Annotated in this window: 23 protein-coding genes and 5 tRNA genes; 13 read left to right on the top strand and 15 right to left on the bottom strand. The window is 52.0% G+C overall.

The window, feature by feature from the left end; genetic code table 11:
* Positions 1-314 precede the first annotated feature (314 nt).
* From proV to emrB, 9 genes are all read left to right on the top strand, one after another.
* Positions 315-1,517 carry a glycine betaine/L-proline ABC transporter ATP-binding protein ProV gene (gene proV / locus K0778_RS18015; protein ID WP_000985494.1) on the top strand — a complete coding sequence of 401 codons (1,203 nt, stop codon included), beginning with the start codon at positions 315-317 and terminating at the stop codon, positions 1,515-1,517.
* Positions 1,510-2,574, top strand: a complete 1,065-nt coding sequence (proW, locus tag K0778_RS18010; RefSeq protein WP_000774988.1) for a glycine betaine/L-proline ABC transporter permease ProW — start codon at positions 1,510-1,512, stop codon at positions 2,572-2,574. The genes proV and proW overlap by 8 nt, the downstream gene beginning before the upstream one ends.
* A 57-nt stretch (positions 2,575-2,631) precedes the next feature.
* Positions 2,632-3,624, top strand: a complete 993-nt coding sequence (proX, locus tag K0778_RS18005; RefSeq protein WP_001216525.1) for a glycine betaine/L-proline ABC transporter substrate-binding protein ProX — start codon at positions 2,632-2,634, stop codon at positions 3,622-3,624.
* 191 nt (positions 3,625-3,815) lie between these two features.
* Positions 3,816-5,000, top strand: a complete 1,185-nt coding sequence (locus K0778_RS18000; protein ID WP_000165680.1) for an MFS transporter — start codon at positions 3,816-3,818, stop codon at positions 4,998-5,000.
* A 123-nt stretch (positions 5,001-5,123) separates the two neighbouring features.
* Complete coding sequence (gene ygaZ, locus K0778_RS17995) at positions 5,124-5,861, top strand: L-valine exporter subunit YgaZ (RefSeq protein WP_000445651.1); 738 nt, start codon at positions 5,124-5,126, stop codon at positions 5,859-5,861.
* Positions 5,851-6,186, top strand: a complete 336-nt coding sequence (ygaH, locus tag K0778_RS17990; RefSeq protein ID WP_000119763.1) for an L-valine transporter subunit YgaH — start codon at positions 5,851-5,853, stop codon at positions 6,184-6,186. Before ygaZ ends, ygaH begins: the two co-directional genes overlap by 11 nt.
* Before the next feature lie 90 nt (positions 6,187-6,276).
* Positions 6,277-6,807, top strand: a complete 531-nt coding sequence (gene emrR, locus K0778_RS17985; protein WP_063084629.1) for a multidrug efflux transporter EmrAB transcriptional repressor EmrR — start codon at positions 6,277-6,279, stop codon at positions 6,805-6,807.
* Positions 6,808-6,933: 126 nt separating this feature from the next.
* A complete protein-coding gene (gene emrA / locus K0778_RS17980; RefSeq protein WP_001326681.1) occupies positions 6,934-8,106 on the top strand; it encodes a multidrug efflux MFS transporter periplasmic adaptor subunit EmrA in 1,173 nt (390 codons plus the stop codon).
* Positions 8,107-8,122: 16 nt separating this feature from the next.
* Positions 8,123-9,661, top strand: a complete 1,539-nt coding sequence (gene emrB / locus K0778_RS17975) for a multidrug efflux MFS transporter permease subunit EmrB (protein WP_063084630.1) — start codon at positions 8,123-8,125, stop codon at positions 9,659-9,661.
* A gap of 63 nt (positions 9,662-9,724) precedes the next feature.
* On the opposite strand, the gene luxS is transcribed toward emrB, so the two are convergent.
* The 15 genes from luxS to mltB form a co-directional block, all read right to left on the bottom strand.
* Positions 9,725-10,240, bottom strand: coding sequence for an S-ribosylhomocysteine lyase (luxS, locus tag K0778_RS17970; protein WP_001130211.1), 516 nt, complete (start codon positions 10,238-10,240; stop codon positions 9,725-9,727).
* A gap of 149 nt (positions 10,241-10,389) precedes the next feature.
* Positions 10,390-11,946, bottom strand: a complete 1,557-nt coding sequence (gene gshA, locus K0778_RS17965; RefSeq protein ID WP_000611804.1) for a glutamate--cysteine ligase — start codon at positions 11,944-11,946, stop codon at positions 10,390-10,392.
* A 72-nt stretch (positions 11,947-12,018) separates the two neighbouring features.
* A complete protein-coding gene (locus tag K0778_RS17960) occupies positions 12,019-12,447 on the bottom strand; it encodes a YqaA family protein (protein ID WP_001287454.1) in 429 nt (142 codons plus the stop codon).
* On the bottom strand, positions 12,444-13,010 hold the full coding sequence (gene yqaB, locus K0778_RS17955) for a fructose-1-phosphate/6-phosphogluconate phosphatase (protein ID WP_000273290.1): 567 nt from the start codon (positions 13,008-13,010) through the stop codon (positions 12,444-12,446). Before yqaB ends, K0778_RS17960 begins: the two co-directional genes overlap by 4 nt.
* Before the next feature lie 280 nt (positions 13,011-13,290).
* Positions 13,291-13,367 (bottom strand) — tRNA-Arg (locus tag K0778_RS17950).
* 198 nt (positions 13,368-13,565) lie between these two features.
* Positions 13,566-13,642: transfer RNA gene (locus K0778_RS17945), tRNA-Arg, on the bottom strand.
* 62 nt (positions 13,643-13,704) lie between these two features.
* Positions 13,705-13,781 (bottom strand) — tRNA-Arg (locus K0778_RS17940).
* Positions 13,782-13,979: 198 nt separating this feature from the next.
* Positions 13,980-14,056 (bottom strand) — tRNA-Arg (locus K0778_RS17935).
* 3 nt (positions 14,057-14,059) lie between these two features.
* Positions 14,060-14,152: transfer RNA gene (locus tag K0778_RS17930), tRNA-Ser, on the bottom strand.
* Positions 14,153-14,467: 315 nt separating this feature from the next.
* Complete coding sequence (gene csrA, locus K0778_RS17925; protein WP_000906486.1) at positions 14,468-14,653, bottom strand: carbon storage regulator CsrA; 186 nt, start codon at positions 14,651-14,653, stop codon at positions 14,468-14,470.
* A gap of 234 nt (positions 14,654-14,887) precedes the next feature.
* Positions 14,888-17,518 (bottom strand): alanine--tRNA ligase, encoded by a 2,631-nt coding sequence (alaS, locus tag K0778_RS17920; RefSeq protein WP_000047184.1) that lies wholly within the window; start codon positions 17,516-17,518, stop codon positions 14,888-14,890.
* Between the two features lie 127 nt (positions 17,519-17,645).
* The gene (gene recX, locus K0778_RS17915; RefSeq protein ID WP_000140508.1) at positions 17,646-18,146 is read right to left on the bottom strand and encodes a recombination regulator RecX; all 501 of its coding nucleotides are present in this window, start codon (positions 18,144-18,146) and stop codon (positions 17,646-17,648) included.
* Positions 18,147-18,214: 68 nt separating this feature from the next.
* Positions 18,215-19,276, bottom strand: a complete 1,062-nt coding sequence (gene recA, locus K0778_RS17910; protein ID WP_000963143.1) for a recombinase RecA — start codon at positions 19,274-19,276, stop codon at positions 18,215-18,217.
* Positions 19,277-19,355: 79 nt separating this feature from the next.
* The gene (gene pncC, locus K0778_RS17905; RefSeq protein WP_000132231.1) at positions 19,356-19,853 is read right to left on the bottom strand and encodes a nicotinamide-nucleotide amidase; all 498 of its coding nucleotides are present in this window, start codon (positions 19,851-19,853) and stop codon (positions 19,356-19,358) included.
* Positions 19,854-19,997: 144 nt separating this feature from the next.
* Positions 19,998-21,083 carry a lytic murein transglycosylase B gene (gene mltB, locus K0778_RS17900; protein WP_063084632.1) on the bottom strand — a complete coding sequence of 362 codons (1,086 nt, stop codon included), beginning with the start codon at positions 21,081-21,083 and terminating at the stop codon, positions 19,998-20,000.
* A gap of 255 nt (positions 21,084-21,338) precedes the next feature.
* Between mltB and srlA the strand changes: the two genes are divergently transcribed.
* The 4 genes from srlA to srlD are packed head-to-tail and all read left to right on the top strand — an operon-like array spanning position 21,339 to position 24,023.
* Positions 21,339-21,902, top strand: a complete 564-nt coding sequence (gene srlA / locus K0778_RS17895) for a PTS glucitol/sorbitol transporter subunit IIC (RefSeq protein WP_000573321.1) — start codon at positions 21,339-21,341, stop codon at positions 21,900-21,902.
* On the top strand, positions 21,899-22,858 hold the full coding sequence (srlE, locus tag K0778_RS17890; protein WP_000148878.1) for a PTS glucitol/sorbitol transporter subunit IIB: 960 nt from the start codon (positions 21,899-21,901) through the stop codon (positions 22,856-22,858). The genes srlA and srlE overlap by 4 nt, the downstream gene beginning before the upstream one ends.
* Positions 22,859-22,868: 10 nt before the next feature.
* Positions 22,869-23,240, top strand: coding sequence for a PTS glucitol/sorbitol transporter subunit IIA (gene srlB, locus K0778_RS17885; protein WP_000216194.1), 372 nt, complete (start codon positions 22,869-22,871; stop codon positions 23,238-23,240).
* Between the two features lie 3 nt (positions 23,241-23,243).
* Positions 23,244-24,023, top strand: a complete 780-nt coding sequence (gene srlD, locus K0778_RS17880; protein WP_001077358.1) for a sorbitol-6-phosphate dehydrogenase — start codon at positions 23,244-23,246, stop codon at positions 24,021-24,023.
* The last annotated feature ends 140 nt before the right edge of the window (positions 24,024-24,163 follow it).

Below are 24,163 nucleotides of genomic sequence, written 5' to 3'. Positions count from 1 at the left end.
AATAATTCCCGCCAAATAGCTTTTTATCACGCAAATAATTTGTGGTGATCTACACTGATACTCTGTTGCATTATTCGCCTGAAACCACAATATTCAGGCGTTTTTTCGCTATCTTTGACAAAAAATATCAACTTTCTCGATTTGCTCTCAGCCCTTATATCACGGGAAATTCCGGCGATTTGCTCGCATCAATATTCATGCCACATTTGCCATCAGGGGTTGCCTCAGATTCTCAGTATGTTAGGGTAGAAAAAAGTGACTATTTCCATTGGGTAATATATCGACATAGACAAATAAAGGAATCTTTCTATTGCATGGCAATTAAATTAGAAATTAAAAATCTTTATAAAATATTTGGCGAGCATCCACAGCGAGCGTTCAAATATATCGAACAAGGACTTTCAAAAGAACAAATTCTGGAAAAAACTGGGCTATCGCTTGGCGTAAAAGACGCCAGTCTGGCCATTGAAGAAGGCGAGATATTTGTCATCATGGGATTATCCGGCTCGGGTAAATCCACAATGGTACGCCTTCTCAATCGCCTGATTGAACCCACCCGCGGGCAAGTGCTGATTGATGGTGTGGATATTGCCAAAATATCCGACGCCGAACTCCGTGAGGTGCGCAGAAAAAAGATTGCGATGGTCTTCCAGTCCTTTGCCTTAATGCCGCATATGACCGTGCTGGACAATACTGCGTTCGGTATGGAATTGGCCGGAATTAATGCCGAAGAACGCCGGGAAAAAGCCCTTGATGCACTGCGTCAGGTCGGGCTGGAAAATTATGCCCACAGCTACCCGGATGAACTCTCTGGCGGGATGCGTCAACGTGTGGGATTAGCCCGCGCGTTAGCGATTAATCCGGATATATTATTAATGGACGAAGCCTTCTCGGCGCTCGATCCATTAATTCGCACCGAGATGCAGGATGAGCTGGTAAAATTACAGGCGAAACATCAGCGCACCATTGTCTTTATTTCCCACGATCTTGATGAAGCCATGCGTATTGGCGACCGAATTGCCATTATGCAAAATGGTGAAGTGGTACAGGTCGGCACACCGGATGAAATTCTCAATAATCCGGCGAATGATTATGTCCGTACCTTCTTCCGTGGCGTTGATATTAGTCAGGTATTCAGTGCGAAAGATATTGCCCGCCGGACACCGAATGGCTTAATTCGTAAAACCCCTGGCTTCGGCCCACGTTCGGCACTGAAATTATTGCAGGATGAAGATCGCGAATATGGCTACGTTATCGAACGCGGTAATAAGTTTGTCGGCGCAGTCTCCATCGATTCGCTTAAAACCGCGTTAACGCAGCAGCAAGGTCTTGATGCGGCGCTGATTGATGCGCCGTTAGCAGTCGATGCACAAACGCCTCTTAGCGAGTTGCTCTCTCATGTCGGACAGGCACCCTGTGCGGTGCCCGTGGTCGACGAGGACCAACAGTATGTCGGCATCATTTCGAAAGGAATGCTGCTGCGCGCTTTAGATCGTGAGGGGGTAAATAATGGCTGATCAAAATAATCCGTGGGATACCACGCCAGCGGCGGACAGTGCCGCGCAATCCGCAGACGCCTGGGGTACACCGACGACTGCACCGACTGACGGCGGTGGTGCTGACTGGCTGACCAGTACGCCTGCGCCAAACGTCGAGCATTTTAATATTCTCGATCCGTTCCATAAAACGCTGATCCCGCTCGACAGTTGGGTCACTGAAGGGATCGACTGGGTCGTTACCCATTTCCGTCCCGTCTTCCAGGGCGTGCGCGTTCCGGTTGATTATATCCTCAACGGTTTCCAGCAATTGCTGCTGGGTATGCCCGCACCGGTGGCGATTATCGTTTTCGCTCTCATCGCCTGGCAGATTTCCGGGGTCGGAATGGGTGTGGCGACGCTGGTTTCGCTGATTGCCATCGGCGCAATCGGTGCCTGGTCGCAGGCAATGGTGACTCTGGCGCTGGTGTTAACCGCCCTGCTGTTCTGTATCGTCATCGGTTTGCCGTTGGGGATATGGCTGGCGAGAAGTCCGCGAGCGGCGAAAATTATTCGTCCACTGCTTGATGCCATGCAGACCACGCCAGCGTTTGTTTATCTGGTGCCAATCGTCATGCTATTTGGTATCGGTAACGTGCCGGGCGTGGTGGTGACGATCATCTTTGCTCTGCCGCCGATTATCCGTCTGACCATTCTGGGGATTAACCAGGTTCCGGCGGATCTGATTGAAGCCTCGCGCTCATTCGGTGCCAGCCCGCGCCAGATGCTGTTCAAAGTTCAGTTACCGCTGGCGATGCCGACCATTATGGCGGGCGTTAACCAGACGCTGATGCTGGCCCTTTCTATGGTGGTCATCGCCTCGATGATTGCCGTCGGCGGGTTGGGTCAGATGGTACTTCGCGGTATCGGTCGTCTGGATATGGGGCTTGCCACCGTTGGCGGCGTCGGGATTGTGATCCTCGCCATTATCCTCGATCGTCTGACGCAGGCCGTTGGGCGCGACTCACGCAGTCGCGGCAACCGTCGCTGGTACACCACTGGCCCTGTTGGTCTGCTGACCCGCCCATTCATTAAGTAACTCTGCACTTGCCCGGTGACGCCGGGCATTATCACCCTGCCAAAAAAAGGAATAACAATGCGACATAGCGTACTTTTTGCGACAGCGTTTGCCACGCTTATCTCTACACAAACTTTTGCTGCCGATCTGCCGGGCAAAGGCATTACTGTTAATCCAGTTCAGAGCACCATCACTGAAGAAACCTTCCAGACGCTGCTGGTCAGTCGTGCGCTGGAGAAATTAGGTTATACCGTCAACAAACCCAGCGAAGTAGATTACAACGTTGGCTACACCTCGCTTGCTTCCGGCGATGCAACCTTCACCGCCGTGAACTGGACGCCACTGCATGACAACATGTACGAAGCTGCCGGTGGCGATAAGAAATTTTATCGTGAAGGGGTATTTGTTAACGGCGCGGCACAGGGTTACCTGATCGATAAGAAAACCGCCGACCAGTACAAAATCACCAACATCGCACAACTGAAAGATCCGAAGATCGCCAAACTGTTCGATACCAACGGCGACGGAAAAGCGGATTTAACCGGTTGTAACCCTGGCTGGGGCTGCGAAGGTGCGATCAACCACCAGCTTGCCGCGTATGAACTGACCAACACCGTGACGCATAATCAGGGGAACTACGCAGCGATGATGGCCGACACCATCAGTCGCTACAAAGAGGGCAAACCGGTGTTTTATTACACCTGGACGCCGTACTGGGTGAGTAACGAACTGAAGCCGGGCAAAGATGTCGTCTGGTTGCAGGTGCCGTTCTCCGCACTGCCGGGCGATAAAAACGCCGATACCAAACTGCCGAATGGTGCGAATTATGGCTTCCCGGTCAGCACCATGCATATCGTTGCCAACAAAGCCTGGGCCGAGAAAAACCCGGCAGCAGCGAAACTGTTTGCCATTATGCAGTTGCCAGTGGCAGATATTAACGCCCAGAACGCCATTATGCATGACGGCAAAGCCTCAGAAGGCGATATTCAGGGACACGTTGATGGTTGGATCAAAGCCCACCAGCAGCAGTTCGATGGCTGGGTGAATGAGGCGCTGGCAGCGCAGAAGTAATTTTTATTCGGGCGGATAAGGCGTTTTTGCCGCATCCGCCGTTCTGTGCACAATGCCTGATGCGACGCTGGCGCGTCTTATCATGCCTACAAACCACATCGCACATTTCAACAATCTATCTTTCATCCCATATTCATCAACATCCGCTATTATTGATTTCCAGCTTAATCATCACCTGATGAACAAAAATAATGACTAAACCTAATCATGAGCTTAGCCCGGCGCTGATCGTGCTGATGTCTATCGCCACCGGTCTGGCGGTAGCCAGTAACTATTACGCCCAGCCATTGCTCGACACCATCGCGCGTAACTTTTCCCTTTCCGCCAGTTCGGCAGGCTTTATTGTTACCGCCGCGCAGTTGGGCTATGCCGCAGGTCTACTGTTTCTTGTTCCCCTCGGTGATATGTTTGAACGCCGCCGCCTGATTGTCTCGATGACCTTACTGGCGGCATGCGGCATGTTGATTACCGCCAGCAGTCAGTCGCTGGCGATGATGATCCTCGGTACGGCATTAACCGGTTTATTCTCAGTCGTGGCACAAATTCTGGTTCCGCTGGCAGCGACGCTGGCTTCACCGGATAAACGCGGCAAAGTGGTTGGCACTATTATGAGCGGTCTGCTGTTGGGGATCTTGCTGGCACGGACAGTTGCCGGATTGCTGGCGAATCTCGGCGGCTGGCGCACCGTCTTTTGGGTTGCTTCGGTGTTAATGGCACTGATGGCGCTGGCATTATGGCGTGGTCTGCCACAAATGAAATCAGAAACCCACCTCAACTACCCACAGTTGTTGGGTTCCGTTTTCAGTATGTTTATCAGCGATAAAATTCTGCGTACCCGCGCGTTGCTGGGCTGCCTGACCTTTGCCAATTTCAGCATTCTCTGGACCTCAATGGCCTTTTTGCTTGCCGCTCCACCTTTTAACTACAGCGATGGTGTCATTGGTCTGTTTGGACTTGCGGGAGCTGCCGGAGCGTTGGGCGCTCGTCCGGCGGGCGGTTTTGCCGATAAGGGCAAATCGCACCACACCACAACTTTCGGTCTGCTGCTGCTATTACTTTCATGGCTGGCGATCTGGTTTGGTCACACTTCCGTACTGGCGTTGATTATCGGAATCCTGGTGCTGGATCTCACCGTGCAGGGCGTGCATATCACTAACCAGACGGTAATTTATCGGATACATCCTGATGCGCGCAATCGCCTGACCGCAGGTTACATGACTAGCTACTTTATTGGCGGTGCCGCCGGTTCGCTAATTTCAGCCTCAGCCTGGCAACATGGCGGTTGGGCTGGCGTTTGTCTGGCTGGCGCGACGATTGCCCTGGTTAACTTACTGGTCTGGTGGCGAGGTTTTCATCGTCAGGAAGCCGCAAATTAAGCAATCAGCAACCGTTTTCGTGGCTTTACACTTATAAGGGTGTTAAGAAGCCCATCAGTCTGATAAGGTTAAGATATTCATTCAGTCTATTTATAATATTAACAATCGTTAAGCGTACACTCTATGGAAAGCCCTACTCCACAGCCTGCTCCTGGTTCGGCGACCTTCATGGAAGGATGCAAAGACAGTTTACCGATTGTTATTAGTTATATTCCGGTGGCCTTTGCGTTCGGTCTGAATGCGACCCGTCTGGGATTCTCTCCTCTCGAAAGCGTTTTTTTCTCCTGCATCATTTATGCAGGCGCGAGCCAGTTCGTCATTACCGCGATGCTGGCAGCCGGGAGTAGTTTGTGGATTGCTGCACTGACCGTCATGGCAATGGATGTTCGCCATGTGTTGTATGGCCCGTCACTGCGTAGCCGTATTATTCAGCGTCTGCAAAAATCGAAAACCGCCCTGTGGGCGTTTGGCCTGACGGATGAGGTTTTTGCCGCCGCAACCGCAAAACTGGTACGCAATAATCGCCGCTGGAGCGAGAACTGGATGATCGGCATTGCCTTCAGTTCATGGTCATCGTGGGTATTTGGTACGGTAATAGGGGCATTCTCCGGCAGCGGCTTGCTGCAAGGTTATCCCGCCGTTGAAGCTGCATTAGGTTTTATGCTTCCGGCACTCTTTATGAGTTTCCTGCTCGCCTCTTTCCAGCGCAAACAATCTCTTTGCGTTACCGCAGCGTTAGTTGGTGCCCTTGCAGGCGTAACGCTATTTTCTATTCCCGTCGCCATTCTGGCAGGCATTGTCTGTGGCTGCCTCACTGCGTTAATCCAGGCATTCTGGCAAGGAGCGCCCGATGAGCTATGAGGTTCTGCTGCTTGGGTTACTAGTTGGCGTGGCGAATTATTGCTTCCGCTATTTGCCGCTGCGCCTGCGTGTGGGTAATGCCCGCCCAACCAAACGTGGCGCGGTAGGTATTTTGCTCGACACCATTGGCATCGCCTCGATATGCGCTCTGCTGGTTGTCTCTACCGCACCAGAAGTGATGCACGATACACGCCGTTTCGTGCCCACGCTGGTCGGCTTCGCGGTACTGGGTGCCAGTTTCTATAAAACACGCAGCATTATCATCCCAACACTGCTTAGTGCGCTGGCCTATGGGCTCGCCTGGAAAGTGATGGCGATTATATAACCCACAAGAATCATTTTTCTAAAACAATACATTTACTTTATTTGTCACTGTCGTTACTATATCGGCTGAAATTAATGAGGTCATACCCAAATGGATAGTTCGTTTACGCCCATTGAACAAATGCTAAAATTTCGCGCCAGCCGCCACGAAGATTTTCCTTATCAGGAGATCCTTCTGACTCGTCTTTGCATGCACATGCAAAGCAAGCTGCTGGAGAACCGCAATAAAATGCTGAAGGCTCAGGGGATTAACGAGACGTTGTTTATGGCGTTGATTACGCTGGAGTCTCAGGAAAACCACAGTATTCAGCCTTCTGAATTAAGTTGTGCTCTTGGATCATCCCGTACCAACGCGACGCGTATTGCCGATGAACTGGAAAAACGCGGTTGGATCGAACGTCGTGAAAGCGATAACGATCGCCGCTGCCTGCATCTGCAATTAACGGAAAAAGGTCACGAGTTTTTGCGCGAGGTTTTACCACCGCAGCATAACTGCCTGCGTCAACTCTGGTCCGCGCTCAGCACAACAGAAAAAGATCAGCTCGAGCAAATCACCCGCAAATTGCTCTCCCGTCTCGACCAGATGGAACAAGACGGTGTGGTTCTCGAAGCGATGAGCTAACGCGTCATCTCGCTCAAAAATCCAGATTTATAAAAGAAAAAATGACTGGCCAGCATCGCAACATGCTGGCCTTTTTGGCAAGCAGGTCGGCTCAGCCGATGAGTTAAGAAGATCGTGGAGAACAATATGAGCGCAAATGCGGAGACTCAAACCCCGCAGCAACCGGTAAAGAAGAGCGGCAAACGTAAGCGTCTGCTCCTCCTTCTCACCTTGCTCTTTATAATTATTGCCGTAGCGATAGGGATTTATTGGTTTTTGGTACTGCGTCACTTCGAAGAAACCGATGACGCATACGTGGCAGGGAATCAAATTCAAATTATGTCTCAGGTGTCTGGCAGCGTGACGAAAGTCTGGGCCGATAACACCGATTTTGTAAAAGAAGGCGACGTGCTGGTCACTCTCGACCCGACAGATGCTCGCCAGGCGTTTGAAAAAGCCAAAACTGCACTGGCTTCCAGCGTTCGCCAAACCCACCAGCTGATGATTAACAGCAAGCAGTTGCAGGCGAATATTGAGGTGCAGAAAATCGCCCTCGCGAAAGCACAAAGCGACTACAACCGCCGTGTGCCGCTGGGCAATGCCAACCTGATTGGTCGCGAAGAGCTGCAACACGCCCGCGACGCCGTCACCAGTGCCCAGGCGCAACTGGACGTCGCGATTCAACAATACAATGCCAATCAGGCGATGATTCTGGGGACTAAACTGGAAGATCAGCCAGCCGTGCAACAGGCTGCCACCGAAGTACGTAACGCCTGGCTGGCGCTGGAGCGTACTCGTATTATCAGTCCGATGACCGGTTATGTCTCCCGCCGCGCGGTACAGCCTGGGGCGCAAATTAGCCCAACGACGCCGCTGATGGCGGTCGTTCCAGCCACCAATATGTGGGTGGATGCCAACTTTAAAGAGACGCAGATTGCCAATATGCGTATCGGTCAGCCGGTCACTATCACCACGGATATTTACGGCGATGATGTGAAATACACCGGTAAAGTGGTTGGTCTGGATATGGGCACAGGTAGCGCGTTCTCACTGCTTCCAGCGCAAAATGCGACCGGTAACTGGATCAAAGTCGTTCAGCGTCTGCCTGTGCGTATCGAACTGGACCAGAAACAGCTGGAGCAATATCCGCTGCGTATCGGTTTGTCCACGCTGGTGAGCGTCAATACCACTAACCGTGACGGTCAGGTACTGGCAAATAAAGTACGTTCCACTCCGGTAGCGGTAAGCACCGCGCGTGAAATCAGCCTGGCACCTGTCAATAAACTGATCGACGATATCGTAAAAGCTAACGCTGGCTAATCCAGAGGTGCGTGTGATGCAACAGCAAAAACCGCTGGAAGGCGCGCAACTGGTCATTATGACGATTGCGCTGTCACTGGCGACATTCATGCAGGTGCTGGACTCCACCATTGCTAACGTGGCGATCCCCACTATCGCCGGGAATCTGGGCTCATCGCTCAGCCAGGGAACGTGGGTAATCACTTCTTTCGGGGTGGCGAATGCCATCTCGATCCCGCTTACCGGCTGGCTGGCAAAGCGCGTCGGGGAAGTGAAACTGTTCCTTTGGTCCACCATCGCCTTTGCTATTGCGTCGTGGGCGTGTGGTGTCTCCAGCAGCCTGAATATGCTGATCTTCTTCCGCATGATTCAGGGGATTGTCGCCGGGCCGTTGATCCCGCTTTCGCAAAGTCTATTGCTGAATAACTACCCGCCAGCCAAACGCTCGATCGCGCTGGCGTTGTGGTCGATGACGGTGATTGTCGCGCCAATTTGCGGCCCGATCCTCGGCGGTTATATCAGCGATAATTACCACTGGGGCTGGATATTCTTCATCAACGTGCCGATTGGCGTGGCGGTGGTGTTGATGACACTGCAAACTCTGCGCGGACGTGAAACCCGCACCGAACGGCGGCGGATTGATGCCGTGGGGCTGGCACTGCTGGTTATTGGTATCGGCAGCCTGCAGATTATGCTCGACCGCGGTAAAGAGCTGGACTGGTTTTCATCACAGGAAATTATCATCCTTACCGTGGTGGCGGTGGTGGCTATCTGCTTCCTGATTGTCTGGGAGCTGACCGACGATAACCCGATAGTCGATCTGTCGTTGTTTAAGTCGCGCAACTTCACCATCGGCTGCTTGTGTATCAGCCTCGCGTATATGCTCTACTTCGGCGCTATTGTTCTGCTGCCGCAGTTGTTGCAGGAGGTCTACGGTTACACGGCGACCTGGGCAGGTTTGGCCTCTGCGCCGGTAGGGATTATTCCGGTGATCCTGTCGCCGATTATCGGCCGCTTCGCGCATAAACTGGATATGCGGCGGCTGGTAACCTTCAGCTTTATTATGTATGCCGTCTGCTTCTACTGGCGTGCCTATACCTTTGAACCAGGTATGGATTTTGGCGCGTCGGCCTGGCCGCAGTTTATCCAGGGGTTTGCGGTGGCCTGCTTCTTTATGCCGCTGACCACCATTACGCTGTCTGGTTTGCCACCGGAACGACTGGCGGCGGCATCGAGCCTCTCTAACTTTACGCGAACGCTGGCGGGGTCTATCGGCACGTCGATAACCACGACCATGTGGACCAACCGCGAGTCGATGCACCATGCGCAGTTGACTGAGTCGGTAAACCCGTTCAACCCGAATGCCCAGGCGATGTACAGTCAACTGGAAGGGCTTGGGATGACGCAACAGCAGGCATCAGGCTGGATTGCCCAGCAGATCACCAATCAGGGGCTGATTATTTCCGCCAATGAGATCTTCTGGATGTCAGCCGGGATATTCCTCGTCCTGCTGGGGCTGGTGTGGTTTGCTAAACCGCCATTTGGCGCAGGTGGCGGCGGAGGCGGTGCGCACTAAGTACAACTAAGCCAGTTCATTTGAACTGGCTTTTTTCAATTAATTGTGAAGATAGTTTACTGACTAGATGTGCAGTTCCTGCAACTTCTCTTTCGGCAGTGCCAGTTCTTCGTTGCTGTTGATGCGTACGTCACGTTCCAGAATGCTACGCGCAATATCCTGCGCTTCCTGCAACGAGTGCATCTGGTAAGTGCCACACTGGTAGACGTTCAGTTCCGGGATCTGATTCTGATCCTGCACTTTCAGCACGTCTTCCATTGCCGCTTTCCAGGCATCAGCAACACGCTGCTCATCTGGCGTACCAATCAGACTCATATAAAAACCGGTGCGGCAGCCCATTGGCGAGATATCGATAATCTCTACACCATTACCGTTAAGATGGTTACGCATAAAACCAGCAAACAGGTGCTCCAGGGTATGGATCCCTCTTTCTGGCATCACTTCTTTGTTCGGCACGCAGAAGCGCAGATCGAACACGGTGATTGCGTCGCCATGCGGGGTGTTCATTGTTTTCGCCACCCGAACTGCAGGCGCTTCCATCCGGGTATGATCGACTGTGAAGCTATCTAACAACGGCATTTAGCCACCTCCGGTAATTTTTTTAAAAATTTTCTGAACTCTTTCTTCCCAGGCGAGTCTGAGTATATGAAAGACGCGCATTTGTTATCATCATCCCTGAATTCAGAGATGAAATTTTGGCCACTCACGAGTGGCCTTTTTCTTTTCTGTCAGGCGTGTTTTTCCAGCCACACCGCAAACGGTTCGGTATCAGCGGCTTCCATTTCCTGCTGACGGCGTTCAGACGCCTCGCGCTCGGCTACAAAATCCTCTTCGCGCAGAATTTCCAGCGGCTCTTCACGCAGCAGATTACGGTAGGCTTCTGCAAATGCTTTGCCTGTTCCGCCAATACCAGTATCAATCATAGACCTTAAGATACGGGCAGAGAAAGTCAGATCGGGATTATCGAAGCAGGCAACCAGTTCATCACACACTTTCTGATACGCTTCGCCGCCGTTAATACTATCCAGCGTTTGCGCGACGCGTTTCAGATCGCGGAACAGATCTTTACCCACCTGCGGTAACGGGAACTGTGCGGTTTCGCAGCCGATACCCAGCGTCAGACCCGGTTTGCGACCTTCGAGGATCACCCGGTTCCAGTTAACGCGTGTACAGGCAAGTTCGCTACTGCTCATTTCCGGTGCATCAGCCAGCGCACACCAGACCATAAACAGGTCGAGGAATCGCACCTGCTGTTCATCTACACCAATCGGCGAGAACGGGTTGATGTCCAGCGAACGCACTTCAATATATTCAATGCCGCCACGTAACAGCGCATCAGAAGGCGACTCGCCGCTGCGGGTAACGCGTTTTGGACGAATCGGCGCGTACAGTTCGTTTTCAATCTGCAACACGTTGCTGTTGATTTGCAGCCTCTTACCGTCTTTCTCAATACCAATCTTCGCGTACTCTTCCGATGGCGTTTTGATTGCCTGTTTAAGGCCCGCTACGTACTCGTAAAGATCGTTGAAGGTAATACCAAGATTGCTTTGCGATTTATTGGTATAGCCGAGATCGCTCAAACGAAGAGAGGTCGCATACGGCAGGTAATACATACCGCACTCGGTTTTCTCAAACGGCAGCGACGTTGGTTTTCCTTGCAGGAAAGAAGAACAAATCGCCGGAGATGCACCAAACAGATAAGGAATGACCCAACCGAAACGATAGTAATTGCGGATAACGCGGAAATAGCCCGCAGAAATTTTCTCTTTGGCATCAGCGCCCGAGATATCACCGCACTTCGCTTGCCAGAATGCCATTGGCAAAGAGAAATTGTAGTGCACGCCGGAAATGGTTTGCATCAGCGCGCCGTAGCGATTTTTCAGCCCTTCACGATACAGCGTTTTAAAGCGTCCGGTGTTAGAAGTGCCGTACTGTGCCAGTTCGATGTCCTGACCTTCTGCGATGTAGCATGGCATACTTAACGGCCACATCCGCTCATCGCCCATATTGCGCGCCGTATAACGATGCAGATCGCGCATAAAGGTCAGCATATGTTCAATATCACCATCCACTGGTGTAATGAATTCCAGCAATGCTTCCGCAAAATCGGTAGTAATCCATTTGTGCGTCAGTGCGGAACCTAATGCTTCAGGATGACCTGTTGTTGCCAGTGTGCCATCAGCATTAACACGCAAAGTTTCGCGCTCCAGCCCACGCTGTATCCCCTTTAACGCCTGAGGATGTTTTTCCAGCCAGGCCAGCGCCTGTGATACGTCCGGGATCAAATTGACCTCCCGCCTGTCAAAATCGTTTTAATTAGCATAACTGTAATGGTGACCATATGTGCAGGCCTACAATTAGTGCCACCACATCATGCCCTGAACGGTCGCTGCTGCAACTGCAACATAGCGTAACGCTTTACCAAGGCACAAAAAAAAGATTACCGGTCCCCACGAGATGCGCATCCATCCCGCTAACAGACACAGTAAATCGCCAACCACGGGCATCCAGCTTAATAATAGCGTGACTGCACCATAGCGTTTCAGCCAGCCGGTAGCTTTCTCTTGCCAGCGCGATGTTTTACGCAATGGAAAGAAACGCCCAAGGATAACGTTAGTTAACCCTCCAAGGCTATTACCCATTGTTGCTGTTAAAACTAAAACCCAGGGATGACTGATCCCGGAAAGCAACATTGCCACCAGCACGACTTCGGAGTTGCCGGGTAATAGTGTAGCGCTGAGAAAACTACTGGCAAACAACGAGAAAAGCGATAACGCTTCACTCACAGCAAGCGAACATCCACGGCGTCCATGCCTGCTGCACGGGCCGCCTGAATACCGAAATCGGCATCTTCAAAGACCACACACTGCGTCGGTTGCACGCCCATACGCTGCGCGCACAACAAAAATGTGTCTGGCGCGGGTTTATGGTGTTTGACGTGATCGGCAGCGACGACGGCGTCAAAATAATGGCGTAATCCCAGGTGCGCCAGCAATGCCTCAGCGATGGCGCTTTCACTCCCCGTTCCTACAGCCATTGGGCGACGACCATGCCAACTTTTCACCACATCAACAAGAGGAAGCGGTTCGACGCTATCCAGCAGCATACTTCTTACTGCTTCTGTTTTTTCACGCGCTAACGCATGCGGGTCGAGATCGGCCTGATTCAGCTCAATAATTGCCTGAGCAATACGCCAGGTGGGCGATCCATTAAGCGCAATCATCGCCTGAATATCGTACTGAAGACCGTAGTGCCCTAATACTTCGCGCCACGCTTTACGGTGCGTAGGCTCCGTATCCAGGATTGTGCCATCCATATCAAAAATTAAACCTGCATAACGCTCGTACATGGTCTTCTCGCAAGTCGAAAAATATGACGCTACTTTAGCGTAATTGCTTGATTTTGTCGCTGATGGCGAAGGAGAAGAAAATTCAGGAAATGGATAAAGGAGTTATTTAGAAATGAGATATTTTTGAAGGAAATTTTTTGGAGAAGATGGTGCATCCGGGAGGATGACTCACTGACGTTCGCCCTTCGGGCCGTTGCTGGCGCAACGTTATCCTTCCTGGTGCCTGCGGTTAATACCGCTATCTCTTCGATACCTTCATTGCTGAAGGTTACGGAGAATATGGTGCATCCGGGAGGATTCGAACCTCCGACCGCTCGGTTCGTAGCCGAGTACTCTATCCAGCTGAGCTACGGATGCATCGGGAAAACTTATTCTACTGCTGATATTGATACCGCTACTAAAGCCATATCAATTAAGAGATGGTGCATCCGGGAGGATTACTCGCCTTGCGGCTCGCCCTTCGGGCCGTTGCTAAAGCAACGTTATCATCCCTGGTGCCTGCGGTTAATTCCGCTACCTCTTCGATACCTTCATTGCTGAAGATTTCGGAGAATATGGTGCATCCGGGAGGATTCGAACCTCCGACCGCTCGGTTCGTAGCCGAGTACTCTATCCAGCTGAGCTACGGATGCATCGGGAAATTTATTTTACTGCTGATATTGATACCGCTACTAAAGCCATATCAAGTAAGAGATGGTGCATCCGGGAGGATTCGAACCTCCGACCGCTCGGTTCGTAGCCGAGTACTCTATCCAGCTGAGCTACGGATGCATCGGGAAACTTACTTTACTGCAGATTTTTTGATACCGCTACTAAAGCCGTATCAAGTAAGAGATGGTGCATCCGGGAGGATTACTCGCCTTGCGGCTCGCCCTTCGGGCCGTTGCTAAAGCAACGTTATCCTCCCTGGTGCCTGCGGTTATTACCGCCACCTCTTCCATACCTTCATCGCTGAAAGTACGTAGAATATGGTGCATCCGGGAGGATTCGAACCTCCGACCGCTCGGTTCGTAGCCGAGTACTCTATCCAGCTGAGCTACGGATGCAAATGGCGGTGAGGCGGGGATTCGAACCCCGGATGCAGCTTTTGACCGCATACTCCCTTAGCAGGGGAGCGCCTTCAGCCTCTCGGCCACCTCACCACACGCCTCTTACGAGTGCTTCGAAGAACTTGTTTATCGCTCATCGTCGCTGCGTGGCGCACATATTACTTTCTGAGACTTATAAGTCAAACAATTTTTCCTACACTTTTATCGTTTGCACACTTCACGTTCAATTAGTCTGTAAAAACGTCAAAAAGAGTGTTTTATCAACAGAAGAATGGAGGTCTGACAGATAGTAGTAATGCAAAAAAATGGAGACTTAAGTTGAATGAATGGGAGTAAAGCGAAAAGACTATAGAGTGAAGGAGAAATTTTGAGGGTGCGTCTCACCGATAAAGATGAGACGCGGAAAGATTAGTAACTGGACTGCTGGGATTTTTCAGCCTGGATACGCTGGTAGATCTCTTCACGGTGAACAGAAACTTCCTTCGGGGCATTTACGCCAATACGTACCTGGTTGCCCTTTACCCCTAAAACTGTCACGGTGACCTCATCCCCAATCATGAGGGTCTCACCAACTCGACGAGTCAGAATCAGCATTCTTTGCTCCTTGAAAGATTAAAAGAGTCGGGTCTCTCTGTATCCCGGCATTATCCATCATATAACGCCAAAAAGTAAGCAATGACAAACACATTACATCTAAGCAGTCATGGCATTACATTCTGTTAAACCTAAGTTTAGCCGATATACACAACTTCAACCTGACTTTATCGTTGTCGATAGCGTTAATGCGAATGCCGTGAAGCGAGTCCACGGCATTGCCTGACGCTTATATTATTGCAATTTCGCGCTGACCCAGCCTTTCACACTGGCTAACGCTGCAGGTAAGGCCGCAGCATCCGTACCACCGGCTTGCGCCATGTCAGGACGTCCACCACCCTTGCCGCCCACCTGCTGAGCGACCATACCAATCAGTTCCCCTGCTTTCACACGATCTGTGACGTCCTTAGATACGCCTGCAATCAGAGAAACCTTACCTTCGACTACCGTTGCCAGCACGATAATTGTCGACCCCAGCTGATTTTTTAAATCGTCAACCATGGTACGCAACATTTTCGGCTCAACACCGCTAAGCTCGCTAACCAACAGCTTAACACCATTAACATCAATTGCCTTACTGGAAAGATTTGCGCTCTCCTGTGCGGCAGCTTGTTCTTTAAGCTGTTGTAACTCTTTTTCCAGCTGACGCGTACGTTCCAGTACTGAGCGCACTTTATCAGCCAGATTATTGCTATCGCCTTTCAGCAGATGCGCGACTTCGCTTAAGCGATCGCTGTCTGCATGAACGGTGGCGATAGCACCTTCTCCGGTTACCGCTTCGATACGACGAACGCCTGCAGCAGTACCCGATTCAGAGATGATGCGGAACAGACCAATATCACCAGTGCGGCTGGCGTGAGTACCGCCACACAACTCGGTAGAGAAATCGCCCATGCTCAGCACGCGTACGCGCTCATCATACTTCTCGCCGAACAGCGCCATCGCACCTTTCGCTTTCGCCGCTTCGAGATCCATGATGTTGGTTTCGATCGGCAAATTGCGACGAATCTGTGTGTTCACCAGGTCTTCGACCGCACGAATCTCTTCTGGTTTCATCGCTTCGTTGTGTGAGAAGTCGAAGCGCAGCACCTTGTCGTTAACCAGTGAACCTTTCTGCGATACATGAGTACCCAGAACCTGGCGCAGCGCAGCGTGCATCAGGTGCGTTGCGGAGTGATTCAGACGAATACGGGCGCGACGAGCCTCATCAACATCAGCCTGCACCGCGTCGCCCACTTTCAGAGAACCCGCAGCAAGTTTACCGATGTGACCAATCGCCTGGCCGTATTTCTGCGTATCTTCCACCGCAAAGGAGAAGTTAGCGCCTTTCAGTTCGCCTTTATCGCCAACCTGACCGCCGGATTCCGCATAGAATGGCGTTTGATCCAGCACGACCACAGCTTCCTGGCCTGCATTGATGGCATCAACCGCTTTACCATCAACAAACAGCGCAGTCACTTTGCCGTTCAGTTCCAGATGGTCATAGCCTTTAAATTCAGATGCACTGTCAACACGGATCATTGCGTTGTAATCGGCACCAAAGCCGCTGGCTTCGCGCGCGCGACGACGCTGCTCTTCCATTGCAGCTTCAAAACCAGCTTCGTCAACTTTGATGTTGCGCTCACGACAAACATCAGCCGTCAGGTCAACCGGGAAGCCATAGGTGTCGTACAGACGGAAAGCAGTTTCACCATCCAGCGTATCACCAGAAAGTTTTGCCAGCTCTTCATCCAGCAACGCCAGACCGCGCTCCAGAGTACGAGCAAACTGCTCTTCTTCAGTCTTCAGCACCTGCTCAACCTGCGCCTGCTGGCGTTTCAGGTCTTCACCCGCAGAGCCCATAACGTCGATCAGCGGACCAACCAGTTTGTAGAAGAAGGTTTCTTTCGCGCCGAGCATATTACCGTGACGCACTGCGCGACGAATGATACGACGCAGTACATAACCACGGTTTTCATTGGACGGCATTACGCCATCCGCGATCAGGAACGCACAAGAACGAATGTGGTCAGCGATTACGCGCAGCGATTTATTGCTCAGATCGGTTGCGCCAGTGACTTTCGCTACCGCCTGGATCAGCGTGCGGAACAGGTCGATGTCATAGTTAGAGTTAACGTGTTGCAGCACCGCAGCAATACGCTCCAGACCCATACCGGTATCTACAGACGGCTTCGGCAGCGGTTCCATCGTGCCATCGGCCTGGCGGTTGAACTGCATGAAGACGATGTTCCAGATCTCAATGTAGCGGTCGCCGTCTTCTTCCGGGCTTCCCGGAGGGCCCCCCCAAATGTGGTCGCCGTGATCGTAGAAGATTTCGGTGCACGGGCCGCACGGACCAGTGTCACCCATCTGCCAGAAGTTGTCAGATGCGTATGGCGCACCTTTGTTATCGCCGATGCGAATAATACGTTCGCGCGGGATCCCTACTTCTTTTTCCCAGATTTCGTAGGCTTCGTCGTCGCTTTCATAGACGGTAACCCACAGACGCTCTTTCGGCAGGGCAAACCATTTTTCGCTGGTCAGCAGTTCCCATGCAAACTGAATGGCATCGTGTTTGAAATAGTCGCCGAAGCTGAAGTTGCCCAGCATTTCGAAGAAGGTATGGTGACGCGCGGTGTAACCGACGTTTTCCAGGTCGTTGTGTTTACCACCCGCACGCACGCAGCGTTGGGAAGTGGTAGCGCGGGAATAATTACGCTTGTCGAGCCCAAGGAACACATCCTTGAACTGGTTCATCCCGGCGTTGGTAAACAACAAAGTTGGGTCGTTATGGGGTACCAGGGAGCTGCTGGCAACTACCTGATGTCCCTTACTATGGAAAAAGTCGAGAAACGCCTGACGGATCTCAGCGGTGCTCTTGCTCATAATTATCCTGAAATCAAGCTAACGAAATATCGCCACCAGCTCCAGCGTGTCTTAACCGCCGGGCTGGTAACTGAAAAGTGGGAATAAGATAAGTTTTCTTGACTGGGAAGTAAAATACCGTATGCGTTCAGTCGGCAAAATTTCGCCAAATCTCCTGGATATCTTCCATCAGATAGCCACGATAGAGCAGAAAACGCTGGATCTTAACTTTTTCTGAAAAGACAGTTGGCAAAGGTTCGCCATATTTTCGCGTCGCCTGATCGCGCGCCAGTGCGCACCAGTCGATGTCACATTCACGCATCGCTTTTTCTGTCGCTTCGCGGGAAATACCTTTCTGATTCAGTTCCTGGCGAATACGCGCAGGTCCATAACCTTTGCGGCTACGGCTGGCGATAAAGCGCGCAACAAATCGGCTGTCATCGAGATAGCCATGTTCATGGCACCAGGCAATAACGCGCTCGTAATCTTCTGCCGTAGCATCAATCTCTTCTGGGCCATTTTTGCCCATAATCGGTGCCGCGAGTTTACGTCGCAGTTCTTGCTCACTGTGATCGCGCACCGCCAGAATGCGTACCGCACGATCCAACAGGCGAGCATATGCCGGGCGACGGGATGTTGATTCTGTCATGGCATATCCTTACAACTTAAAAAAGCAAAAGGGCCGCAGATGCGACCCTTGTGTATCAAACAAGACGATTAAAAATCTTCGTTAGTTTCTGCTACGCCTTCGCTATCATCTACAGAGAAATCCGGCGTTGAGTTCGGGTTGCTCAGCAGCAACTCACGTACTTTCTTCTCGATCTCTTTCGCGGTTTCCGGGTTATCTTTCAGCCAGGCAGTCGCATTCGCTTTACCCTGACCGATCTTCTCACCTTTGTAGCTGTACCACGCGCCTGCTTTCTCGATCAGCTTCTCTTTTACGCCCAGGTCAACCAGTTCGCCGTAGAAGTTGATACCTTCGCCGTAGAGGATCTGGAATTCAGCCTGTTTAAACGGCGCAGCGATTTTGTTCTTCACCACTTTCACGCGGGTTTCGCTACCCACCACGTTTTCGCCCTCTTTCACCGCGCCGATACGACGGATGTCGAGACGAACAGAGGCGTAGAATTTCAGCGCGTTACCACCGGTAGTGGTTTCCGGGTTACCGAACATCACACCAATTTTCATACGGATCTGGTTGATGAAGATCAGCAGCGTGTTGGACTGCTTCAGGTTACCCGCCAGCTTACGCATCGCCTGGCTCATCATACGTGCCGCAAGGCCCATGTGAGAGTCGCCGATTTCGCCTTCGATTTCCGCTTTCGGCGTCAGTGCCGCCACGGAGTCAACGACGATAACGTCTACTGCGCCAGAACGCGCCAGGGCGTCACAGATTTCCAGTGCCTGCTCGCCGGTGTCCGGCTGGGAGCACAGCAGGTTGTCGATATCGACGCCCAGTTTACGTGCGTAGATTGGGTCCAGCGCGTGTTCAGCATCGATAAACGCACAGGTTTTACCTTCACGCTGCGCTGCGGCGATCACCTGCAGCGTCAGCGTGGTTTTACCGGAAGATTCCGGTCCGTAGATTTCGACGATACGGCCCATCGGCAGACCACCTGCCCCAAGCGCGATATCCAGTGAAAGCGAACCGGTAGAGATGGTTTCCACATCCATGGAACGGTCTTCACCCAGGCGCATGATGGAGCCTTTACCAAATTGTTTCTCAATCTGGCCCAGTGCTGCCGCCAACGCTTTCTGTTTGTTTTCGTCGATAGCCATTTTTACTCCTGTCATGCCGGGTAATACCGGATAGTCAATATGTTCTGTTGAAGCAATTATACTGTATGCTCATACAGTATCAAGTGTTTTGTAGAAATTGTTGCCACAAGGTCTGCAATGCATACGCAGTAGCCTGACGACGCACCGCATCACGGTCGCCGCTGAAGCATTCCCGCCGGGTAATGCCTTCACCGCGGGCAGTGGCAAAAGCAAACCAGACGGTGCCGACAGGCTTCTCTTCACTGCCGCCATCCGGCCCGGCGATACCACTAATAGACACGGCATAATCAGCACGAGCCGCTTTCAGTGCGCCTATCGCCATTTCCACCACGACGGGTTCACTCACCGCGCCATGCTGCGCCAGCGTCTCTTCGCGTACGCCGATCATCTGCGCTTTGGCTTCGTTACTGTAGGTGACAAATCCGCGTTCAAACCAGGCGGAGCTACCGGCAATATCGGTAATCACTTTCGCTACCCAACCACCGGTACAAGACTCGGCAGTTGTTACGGTTGCGCCACGGGCTTTCAGCGCCTGCCCAACCTGTTCACTTAACTGCATCAGTTCACTGTCAGTCATCACAACCTCTGTCAGTCAAAAATTTATGCCGGACAAGATAGCACTTTCGTCAGGAAGATGGTGTTGGCGTTGCAATTTTACGAGGAGGATTCAGAAAAAAGCTGATTAGCCAGAGGGAAGCTCACGCCCCCCTCTTGTAAATAGCTACTGTACTCGCGCCAGCGCCACGGCTTGTCCTAACTGCCAGACCGCCATTGCGTAATGGGTGCTGTGGTTGTAACGGGTGATGGTGTAGAAGTTCGGCAGACCGTACCAGTACTGGTAGCCGGTGCCAACATCCAGACGCAGCAGGCTGGCTTGTTGATGGTTGCCCAGCGGCTGCTGTGGCGTTAAACCTGCGGCGGCAAGCTGCGAAATGCTGTACTTAGTTTTGAAGCCATTTGGCAAGCCTGGAGCCTGACCGTTTGCCATTACCGCGACCTGATCGCCTTTCACCCAGCCGCGCGCTTTGAAATAGTTCGCCACGCTACCGATCGCATCAACCGGATCCCACAGGTTGATATGCCCGTCGCCGCTGAAATCTACCGCATATTGTTTGTAAGACGACGGCATAAACTGTCCGTAGCCCATCGCCCCGGCAAAGGAACCTTTCAGATTGAGCGGATCGTCCTGCTCGTCGCGCGCCATCAACAGGAAGGTTTCCAGCTCGCCAGAGAAATACTCCGCGCGGCGTGGGTAGTTAAATGACAGCGTTGCCAGCGCATCGAGGATGCGAGTTTTCCCCATCACGCGCCCCCAGCGGGTTTCAACGCCGATAATCCCGACGATAATTTCCGGCGGTACTCCATACACCTGCCACGCGCGATTCAACGCATCTTCATACTGATTCCAGAAAACCACACCGTTCTGCACGTTGTCCGGCGTAATAAATTTTTTGCGATAACGGAGCCATGCGCCGTTCGGACCTGATGGCGGTTTCACCGATGTGGTTGGTGCCTGGTTATCCATCAGCCGCAGTACCGAATCCAGACGCTTCGCCTGGGAGAGAATTTCCTGCAACTGCTGACGATCGAAACCGTGTTTGTTCACCATTTTGTCGATGAACTGCTGGGCATTCGGGTTATTAGCGAAATCGCCGCCCATCTGCATCACATTGTGCTGCGGCTCAAGCAGGAAGCCGCCAGACGGCGTTCCGGTGGTCGTATCAGTCTCAGTAGGTTTTGGCTTGCTGCTACAGGCGGCAAGCAACACAAAAAGGGGAAGCAATGTTACATAACGACGCTTGAACATGAGGGGTCCATTTAACAGATTCAACCAGGGGCAAGTATGGTAAAGCATCACGCCCCGCACAAGGAAGCGGTAGTCACTGCCCGATACGGACTTTACATAACTCAACTCATTCCCCTCGCTATCCTTTTATTCAAACTTTCAAATTAAAATATTTATCTTTCATTTTGCGATCAAAATAACACTTTTAAATCTTTCAATCTGATTAGATTAGGTTGCCGTTTGGTAATAAAACAATAAATCCTGAAGGAGAGAACAATGATAGAAACCATTACTCATGGTGCAGAGTGGTTTATCGGGCTGTTCCAAAAGGGCGGAGAGGTGTTTACCGGGATGGTGACCGGCATTCTTCCGCTGTTGATTAGCCTGCTGGTTATCATGAACGCACTGATTAATTTTATCGGTCAGCATCGTATTGAACGTTTTGCTCAACGTTGCGCCGGTAACCCTGTTTCCCGTTACCTACTGTTACCGTGCATTGGCACGTTTGTCTTTTGCAATCCGATGACCCTAAGCCTGGGTCGCTTTATGCCGGAAAAGTACAAACCCAGCTACTACGCGGCGGCCTCTTATAGCTGCCACTCAATGAATGGCCTCTTCCCCCATATCAACCCTGGCGAACTGTTTGTTTATCTTGGCATTGCCAGCGGTCTGACAACGCTGAACCTGCCACTTGGCCCACTGGCGGTGAGTTATCTGCTGGTTGGTCTGGTCACCAATTTCTTCCGCGGCTGGGTGACCGATCTGACCACCGCCATTTTTGAGAAAAAGATGGGCATTCAACTTGAACAAAAAGTTCACCTGGCAGGAGCAACATCATGACGCATATTCGGATCGAAAAAGGAACGGGTGGCTGGGGCGGCCCGCTTGAGCTGAAAGCCACGCCGGGAAAAAAAATCGTCTATATCACCGCCGGTACCCGGCCTGCGATTGTTGACAAACTGGCACAGCTTACTGGCTGGCAGGCTATTGACGGATTTAAAGAAGGTGAACCCGCGGAGGCGGAAATTGGTGTCGCGGTAATCGACTGTGGCGGCACATTACGCTGCGGCATCTATCCGAAACGACGTATTCCCACCATTAATATCCACTCGACGGGCAAGTCCGGTCCGCTGGCGCAGTACATTGTGGAAGATATTTATGTCTCTGGCGTAAAAGAAGAAAACATCACTGTAGTAGGTGATGCGACACCACAACCCTCTTCCGTGGGCCGTGACTATGACACCAGTAAGAAAATCACCGAACAAAGCGATGGTTTACTGGCGAAGGTGGGAATGGGCATGGGGTCCACCGTTGCGGTGCTGTTTCAATCTGGTCGTGACACCATCGACACTGTATTAAAAACCATTCTGCCGTTTATGGCATTCGTCTCGGCGCTCATTGGCATCATTATGGCTTCTGGCCTTGGTGACTGGATTGCCCACGGTCTTGCTCCGCTGGCGAGCCATCCACTGGGTCTGGTCATGCTGGCGCTCATCTGTTCCTTCCCACTGCTTTCACCTTTCCTCGGCCCAGGCGCAGTTATCGCACAGGTTATCGGCGTATTGATTGGCGTGCAGATTGGTCTCGGCAATATTCCGCCGCATCTGGCTTTACCGGCACTGTTTGCCATCAACGCGCAGGCGGCCTGCGACTTCATCCCGGTCGGTTTGTCGCTGGCGGAAGCCCGTCAGGACACGGTTCGCGTCGGTGTCCCTTCTGTACTGGTGAGCCGCTTTTTAACCGGCGCGCCGACTGTACTGATCGCCTGGTTTGTCTCCGGTTTTATCTATCAATAGAGGCTGAAACATGACCGTTATTTATCAGACCACCATCACCCGTATCGGCGCGAGTGCCATTGACGCCCTCAGTGACCAGATGCTCATCACCTTTCGTGAAGGCGCGCCTGCGGACCTCGAAGAGTATTGCTTCATTCATTGCCACGGCGAGTTGAAAGGTGCACTCCATCCCGGTTTGCAATTTTCACTCGGGCAGCATCGCTATCCGGTGACCGCTGTTGGCAGCGTGGCGGAAGACAACCTTCGCGAACTGGGTCATGTCACCCTGCGCTTCGATGGTTTAAACGAAGCGGAATTTCCGGGCACTGTCCATGTGGCAGGCCCTGTCCCCGACGATATCGCGCCGGGATCGGTTTTGAAGTTTGAATCTGTTAAGGAGTAAAAAATGAATCAGGTTGCCGTTGTCATCGGTGGTGGGCAAACCTTAGGCGCGTTCCTGTGCCACGGTCTGGCTGCCGAGGGGTATCGCGTCGCGGTTGTCGATATTCAGAGCGACAAAGCCGCAAATGTGGCACAAGAAATTAACGCCGAATATGGTGAAAGTATGGCGTACGGTTTTGGTGCTGACGCCACTAGCGAGCAAAGCGTTCTGGCGCTCTCTCGTGGGGTAGATGAAATCTTTGGTCGCGTGGATTTGCTGGTCTACAGCGCCGGAATAGCAAAAGCAGCCTTTATCAGCGACTTCCAGCTCGGCGATTTTGACCGTTCGCTACAGGTGAATCTGGTGGGTTATTTCCTGTGTGCGCGTGAATTTTCGCGTTTGATGATCCGCGACGGGATTCAGGGGCGCATTATTCAGATCAACTCGAAATCCGGCAAAGTGGGCAGCAAACACAACTCTGGCTACAGCGCAGCGAAATTTGGTGGCGTCGGGCTGACTCAATCACTGGCGCTGGATCTGGCGGAGTACGGCATTACGGTGCATTCACTGATGCTCGGTAACCTGCTGAAATCGCCGATGTTCCAGTCACTGTTGCCACAATACGCGACCAAGCTGGGTATCAAACCGGATCAAGTCGAGCAGTATTACATCGACAAAGTACCGCTCAAACGCGGCTGCGATTATCAAGATGTGTTGAATATGCTGCTGTTCTACGCCAGTCCTAAGGCGTCGTACTGCACCGGACAGTCGATCAATGTCACCGGCGGTCAGGTGATGTTCTGATCAACAGCGGAGATCCATTAAGGAAGGTGCGAATAAGTCCGAGATGTGAGATCATCGTGTTGTAACCTGAACCCAGAATGAGTAACCGGATGAGCCAGCAACTGACTTTTGCCGACAGTGAGTTTTCCAGTAAACGCCGC

It is taken from the genome of Escherichia sp. XD33 (assembly GCF_019375075.1).
Lineage (GTDB): Bacteria > Pseudomonadota > Gammaproteobacteria > Enterobacterales > Enterobacteriaceae > Enterobacter > Enterobacter flexneri_A.
This window is presented reverse-complemented; position numbering and strand designations above follow the sequence as displayed.